This is a genomic window from Parvibaculum sp. (genome assembly GCF_049672805.1).
Classification (GTDB): domain Bacteria; phylum Pseudomonadota; class Alphaproteobacteria; order Parvibaculales; family Parvibaculaceae; genus Parvibaculum.
On record NZ_JBATWS010000479.1, the window covers coordinates 1 to 6,909 of the forward strand.

The 6,909-nt window shown below is 59.5% G+C and carries 3 protein-coding genes; all 3 read left to right on the top strand.

The genetic code is table 11. The features are described 5' to 3' along the window. The first annotated feature begins 8 nt into the window (after positions 1 to 8). The 3 genes from WBF74_RS14730 (at position 9) to ligD (ending at position 6,821) form a co-directional block, all read left to right on the top strand. Complete coding sequence (locus WBF74_RS14730) at positions 9 to 3,290, top strand: carboxyl transferase domain-containing protein (protein ID WP_424441268.1); 3,282 nt, start codon at positions 9 to 11, stop codon at positions 3,288 to 3,290. Positions 3,291 to 3,358: 68 nt separating this feature from the next. Further along, positions 3,359 to 4,294: a Ku protein gene (locus WBF74_RS14735; protein WP_424441264.1), complete on the top strand. Its 936-nt coding sequence runs from the start codon at positions 3,359 to 3,361 to the stop codon at positions 4,292 to 4,294. A 1-nt stretch (position 4,295) separates the two neighbouring features. Further along, a complete protein-coding gene (gene ligD, locus WBF74_RS14740; RefSeq protein ID WP_424441266.1) occupies positions 4,296 to 6,821 on the top strand; it encodes a DNA ligase D in 2,526 nt (841 codons plus the stop codon). Positions 6,822 to 6,909 lie beyond the last annotated feature (88 nt).

Genomic DNA, 6,909 nt, shown 5'->3' on the forward strand with positions numbered 1-6,909 from the left:
GGTCCTGCCTGATGAAAAGCCTGCTGATCGCCAATCGCGGCGAGATTGCCGTGCGCATTGCGCGTGCCGGGGCCGAACTCGGACTGCGGACGATTGCGGTTTATGCTGAAGATGACGCGCAGTCGCTTCATGTGCGCGCGGCTGATGAAGCTCTGCCGCTTTCAGGGTCGGGGGCGAGCGCCTATCTCGACATGGCGCAGATCATCGCCGAAGCGAAGAAGGCGGGCGCCGATGCGATCCATCCGGGCTATGGCTTTCTGAGCGAGAATGCGGACTTTGCGGAAGCCTGCGCAAAGGAAGGCATCATCTTTGTCGGCCCCTCGCCCGAGGCGCTTCGCCTGTTCGGCGACAAGGCTGCCGCCCGCGCGCTCGCGGCGAAACTCGACGTACCGCTTTTCCCCGGCACGAATGGCGCGACGAGCCTTGAGGAAGCGCGCGCCTTCATGGAAAGCCTCGGCCCGAATGGCGCTGTCATGCTGAAGGCACTTGCGGGTGGCGGCGGACGCGGGATGCGCGCCGTAAGCGATCCGGCAGAACTCGCCGAGGCTTATGAACGCTGCCGCTCCGAAGCAAAGGCCGCTTTCGGCAGTGGCGAGCTTTATGTCGAAAAGCTCATCCGCAAGGCGCGCCACATCGAAATCCAGATCATTGGCGACGGTGCGACGGTCATCGATCTTGGCGAGCGCGAATGCACACTCCAGCGGCGCAACCAGAAGATCGTCGAAATCGCCCCAAGCCCGACGCTTGATGCCACCATGCGTCGCAAGCTCACGGAAGCCGCCCGCAAGCTTGCCGGGGCCGCAAGCTACAAGGGCCTTGGCACATTCGAGTTTCTGATCGACATGGAGGCAGCACCTCAAAACGCCATTGCCTTCATGGAAGCCAATCCACGCCTGCAGGTGGAGCATACCGTCACCGAAGAAGTGACCGGCATCGACCTTGTGAAGACACAGCTCCGCATTGCGGCGGGCGAGACGCTCGCCGAGATCGGCCTCACCGAAGCCTCTGCCCCGCGCGGCTATGCGGTGCAGCTTCGCGTGAATATGGAGCGGATGAGCGAGACAGGAGACGCCGTGCCGACAGGCGGCGTCATCAGCGCCTTTGCCCCGCCTTCCGGCCCCGGCATCCGCGTTGATACTTTCGGCTATGCGGGCTACCGCACCAGCCCGAATTATGACTCGCTTCTCGCAAAGCTGATCGCCTATTCGCCTGCGCCAGATTACGCATCGGTGCTTGCCCGTGCCCGCCGCGCACTGAGCGAGTTCCAGATCGAGGGCGTGACGACAAATCTCTTTTTCCTGCAAGCCTTGCTCGCCCATGAGGCGGTGCAGGCAAACGAGGTTCATACAGGCTTCATCGCGACCCACGCGGCCGAACTCCTTGCAGCGGAAGCGGCAAGCCCGCGCTTCTTCAGCGGCATCAATGGCAATGCCGCTGCCGCCGCCGCGAAGCATGTGGAGGGACCGGCAGGCACGACGCCTGTGCCATCCACCATGCAGGGCAAGGTCATTTCCGTTGATGTTGCGGAAGGGGCGATCGTTGCGAAGGGACAGCAGATTGCCGTTCTCGAGGCGATGAAGATGGAGCACACCATCGCCGCGCCGATCAGCGGGACAGTGCGGAAGATTGCTGCCATTGCCAATGCAACGCTGATGGAAGGCGAACCCATCCTCTTCATCGAGGAAGGTGCAGGCGGCAGCGAAGCCGCCGTAACGGAAGAGGCTATTGATCTCGATTACATTCGCCCCGACCTTCAGCATGTGATCGATCGCCATGCGCTCGGCCTCGATGAGAACCGGCCGGATGCGGTTGAGCGCCGCCGCAAGCGCAATCAGCGCACGGTACGCGAGAACATTGCCCATCTCTGCGATGAGGGGAGCTTCATCGAATATGGCGCGCTTGCTCTTGCCGCGCAGCGCCGTCGGCGCAGCATGGAAGAACTGCTGAAAATGAGTCCGGCAGACGGGCTTGTCTCCGGCATAGGCACGGTGAACGCCTCGCTCTTCGGCGAGGAAAAGGCACGCGCGCTGGTGATGGGGTACGACTTCACCGTCTTTGCGGGCACGCAGGGCGCGATGAACCACAAGAAAATGGACCGCATGCTCTTCCTCGCGCGGGATCAGAAGCTGCCTGTGGTGCTGCTGGCCGAAGGCGGCGGCGGGCGACCGGGCGACACGGATGTTGCGGGCGTTGCCGGTCTCGACACGCCGACCTTTCACACTTTTGCGACACTCTCCGGCAAGGTGCCGCTGGTCGGCATGACGGCGGGGCGCTGCTTTGCCGGCAATGCGGCGCTCCTCGGCTGCTGCGATGTCATCATCGCAACCGCCGATTCCAATATCGGCATGGGTGGGCCTGCGATGATCGAAGGCGGTGGTCTCGGCGTTTACGCACCGGAAGAGGTCGGTCCCGCTGAAGTTCACCGCAAGAACGGCGTCATCGATATTTTTGTGCAGGATGAAGAAGAAGCCATTGAGGCCTGCAAGAAATATCTCTCCTATTTTCAGGGACCGATTGATGAGTGGGAAGCAGAGGACCAGCGTGTGCTCCGCCATCTCATCCCCGAAAATCGCCTGCGCGCCTATGATGTAAACAAGGTGATCGAGGCGGTAGCAGATAAAGACTCCGTGCTGGAGCTGCGCAAGGAGTTCGGCATCGGCATCAAGACAGCGCTTATTCGCATGGAAGGCCGGCCCATGGGGCTGATAGCCAATAATCCTTATCACCTTGGCGGCGCGATTGATGCGGAAGCGGCGGACAAGGCCGCGCGCTTCATGCAGCTTTGCGATGCGTTCGACCTGCCGATCCTCTCGCTATGTGATACGCCGGGCTTCATGGTCGGTCCCGAAATCGAGAAACAAGCACAGGTGCGCCATGTGAGCCGCATGTTCGTGACGGCCGCCAATATGTCCGTGCCGCTTTTCGCCGTGGTGCTGCGCAAGGGCTATGGCCTTGGCGCACAGGCCATGACGGCGGGCAGCTTCCACGCGCCCTTCTTCAACATTTCATGGCCGACCGGCGAGTTTGGCGGGATGGGGCTTGAAGGCGCGGTGCGGCTTGGCTATCGCCGCGAGATGGAAGCGATTGAAGACCCGGCAGAGCGCGATGCCTTCTATCGCAAGATGGTCGATCGCTACTACGAGAACGGCAAGGCGACCAATATGGCGTCCTTCCTCGAAATCGACGCGGTGATTGATCCGGCAGAAACACGCCACTGGATCACGCGCGGCCTCAAATCACTCCCGCCTGCCGAGCCGCGCGCGAAGCGCCCCTTTATCGACACCTGGTAAGGAACCGGACACCCATCCCGGCCGTTCAACAGAGGTGGCGATACCGCCACTGAAACGGGAGACCGGGTGTGGCCAAACGTGCGACCAGAAAACGTGCGCCTGCGAAGAAACGTTCTGTCGCAAGCAGCAGCGGTCGCCCGCTATGGACGGGCCAGCTTCGGCTCGCGCTTGTTTCCGTTCCGGTGCAGATTTACTCCGCAACAAAAAGCGGGGCGCGGCTATCCTTTCATCAGGTACACAAGCCTTCGGGCAAGCGCATACGCTATGAAAAGGTAGTACCGGGCATCGGCCCCGTTGATACGGATGACATTTTCAAAGGCTATGAAATCTCCAAGGGCCGCTATGTCATGCTCTCGGAGGACGATTTCGACGATGTGAAGATCGAGGCTCGCAAGACGTTCGATCTCGTTCAGTTCGTCGATTATTGCGAGATTGATCCAATCTATTTCGAGAAACCCTATTATGTCGTACCGGATGGGGATCTGGCGGAAGATGCCTATCGGGTACTGCGCGATGCGCTTCGCTCCACGAAGAAAATGGGCGTCGGTCAGTTCGTCATGCGCGGGCGCGAATATATTGCGGCGCTGAAACCCTGCGGCGATGGCATGTTGATCGAAACATTACGCTTTGCCGATGAAGTCCGCGAAGCCGCACCCATCTTTGCCGATATCGGCAATGCAAAATCCGACACGGAGCTTCTCAGCCTCGCCAAAGAACTTATCGAGCGAAAAAGCGCGAGCTTCGACCCCGAAGCCTTCAAGGACAAATATACGGATGCGCTGCGCTCACTGATCGAGGCACGGTCAAAAAAGACAAAGCCTGTCGAAGTGGACGATGAGGAACTTCCCTCTGAAGGTGCGCAGGTGATCGACCTTGTTGAAGCGCTGAAGCGCAGCGTGCGCGGCAACAAGCAGGAGAAAAAGCCTGCCCGCGCCTCCGCCTCCCGGGCCAAGACGAGCAAGACGAAGGAAAAGGTAAAGACAACGCGCCGGAAAGCGGGATGACATGGCGGAAGCACGGCAAGATGCCCTCGCCATTTATCGCAAGATGCGCCGCTTTGCCGACACGCCCGAGCCCTCGGGCGGCAAGGCGTCGAAAACACGCGACATATTCGTCGTGCAGAAGCATGCAGCAACGCGACTGCATTATGATTTCCGGCTTGAACTGGATGGCGTTCTGAAAAGCTGGGCCGTCACACGCGGGCCGAGCAGCAACCCGGCAGACAAGCGCCTTGCTGTCCGTACCGAAGATCACCCGATGGATTACGCGACTTTCGAAGGCACGATACCGGAGAAGAACTACGGTGCGGGCACAGTGCTTCTCTGGGACCAGGGCATATGGATACCGGAGGGTGACCCACATGAAGGGTTGAAGCGCGGCAACCTCAAATTCTCGCTTGAAGGCGAGCGCATGAAGGGCAAATGGGTTCTTGTTCGAATGCGCAGCAAGAAGAACGAAAAGCGTGAAAACTGGCTTCTCATCAAGGAGAAGGATGCCCATGCCAAAGAAGGGCGTGCGCTGACCGAAAGCTACACAACCAGCGTGGCAACGAAACGCAGCCTCGCTGAAATCGAAAAGAGTCCTGCTTCTCGAAGCTGGAACAGCAGCGCGAAAAAAACGGTGAAAAAGAAGAGATCATCCTCCAGGAAGCGCGCCGCGCCACCGAAGTTTCACAAGCCGCAGCTTGCAACGCTTGTGGAGGATGTACCCACCGGGGACGACTGGATCTTCGAGGTAAAGTTTGACGGCTATCGCACGCTTCTCTCAGCCTCCGGCGACAAGGTGCGCTTCTTCACCCGCACGGGGCTCGACTGGACAGAAAAGTTCGAGAGCCTTGCTCCTGCCGTTGAAGTGCTTGATCTCGATGGCGCACTGATTGATGGAGAAATCGTCGTTCTCGACAGGCATGGTCGCAGCAATTTCAGCAGCTTGCAGAAAACGTTGCGCGACGGGACCGGAAAGCTCGCTTTCTTCGCCTTCGATCTTCTGTTCATTGGCGGGAAGGATATTCGCAAGCAGTCCCTCCTCAAGCGCAAGGAACGGTTGAAAGAACTTCTGGGTACTGCGCGGAAGGGACCCATCTTTTATTCAGATCATGTGGAAGATGGCGGCGCGGAGATGCTTGCCACGCTCTGCGAGAAAGACTTTGAAGGCATCATCGCAAAGCGCGCCGACGCCCCCTATCGCGAGGGACGCGGGAAAGGCTGGCTCAAGATCAAATGCGCGAAGGATCAGGAAATGGTGATCGGAGGCTACCGCCCTTCCAGTCGCGCACGACCTTTTTCCTCTCTCCTTCTCGGTGTGCATGAAGGCGGAAAACTTCGCTATGCGGGCCGCGTCGGCACGGGCTTCTCCGAAGGCGACTTTGATGAACTTGTACCGAAGTTTCACAAGCTTGAGAGGAAGACCTCTCCTTTCGACGAGGTCCCGTCCGATGTTGCGCGCGAAGCTGTGTGGCTGAAGCCGCAACTCGTGGCACAGATCGGCATTGCCGAATTTACCAGCGACGGCATTGCCCGCCATGCGCGCTATCTGGGCCTGCGCGGCGACAAGAAAGCTACAGATGTGACGGGTGAAAAGCCGATGCCCCTCAAATCCGGTTCGACCAAGAAGGCCGCGAAATCAAATGTCGTGGTCGGCGTGACGTTGAGCAACCCCGACAAGATTCTCTACAAAGAGCAGGGCCTCACAAAGCGCGATCTGGCGACCTATTTCGAAGTGGCCTGGCCGCATATGAAACCCTTTGTGCAGAACCGCCTTGTCAGCCTTGTGCGTTGCCCTGAAGGGCGCAGCGGTAAATGCTTTTTCCAGCGCCATATGGGAGCGGGATTAGACGACCAGTTCAAGACGATGAATGTCGAACTGAAAAAGGCGCATGAGGACTACATCTATCTCGACAGCAAGAAGGCGCTCATCACCGCCGCGCAGATGGGTGTGCTGGAACTTCACATCTGGGGATCGAAGATCAACCGGATCGACCAGCCGGATCGACTGGTCTTCGATCTCGACCCCGCGCCCGGCCTCGGCTTCGGTGCGACAAGCGAAGCGGCCCTTCTCATGCGCGACGCGCTTGATGCGCTTGGCCTGAAAAGTTTCCCTCTCCTTTCAGGGGGCAAGGGCATTCACGTCGTCGCCCCCATCCGGCCGCACCATCCGTGGCCCGTGATAAAGCAGTTCACCAAATCGCTTGCGCAGAGATTTGCGGAAAGCGAGCCAAAGCGCTTCATCGCCAATATGAGTAAGGAGAAGCGCAAGGGGCTCATCTTTATCGACTATCTGCGCAATGACCGCACATCCACCGCCATCGCGCCCTACTCACCCCGCGCACGCGAGAATGCGCCTGTCGCCTGGCCGGTCGAATGGAGTGACCTTGGCAGTATCACCGCCTCAAACGAAATCCACATGGAAGAGGCCCGCGCCCGGCTCGAAGCGGGCGAGGTAAACTGGCAAGACTACGCTGCCACAAAGCAAAGCCTCACCGCCGCCGCCCTCAAGGCGCTCGACATCGACGCCAAGGCGCTCACGCGCTGAAGCGCGGGCAGGTCAGGTTTTTGGGGGAAATGGTGGAGCCAGACGGAATCGAACCGACGACCTCTTGCATGCCATGCAAGCGCTCTCC

Excerpts from the sequence above, each read along its gene's own strand:
- ligD (WP_424441266.1), top strand. The coding sequence starts at position 4,296 with ATGGCGGAAGCACGGCAAGATGCCCTCGCCATTTATCGCAAGATGCGC.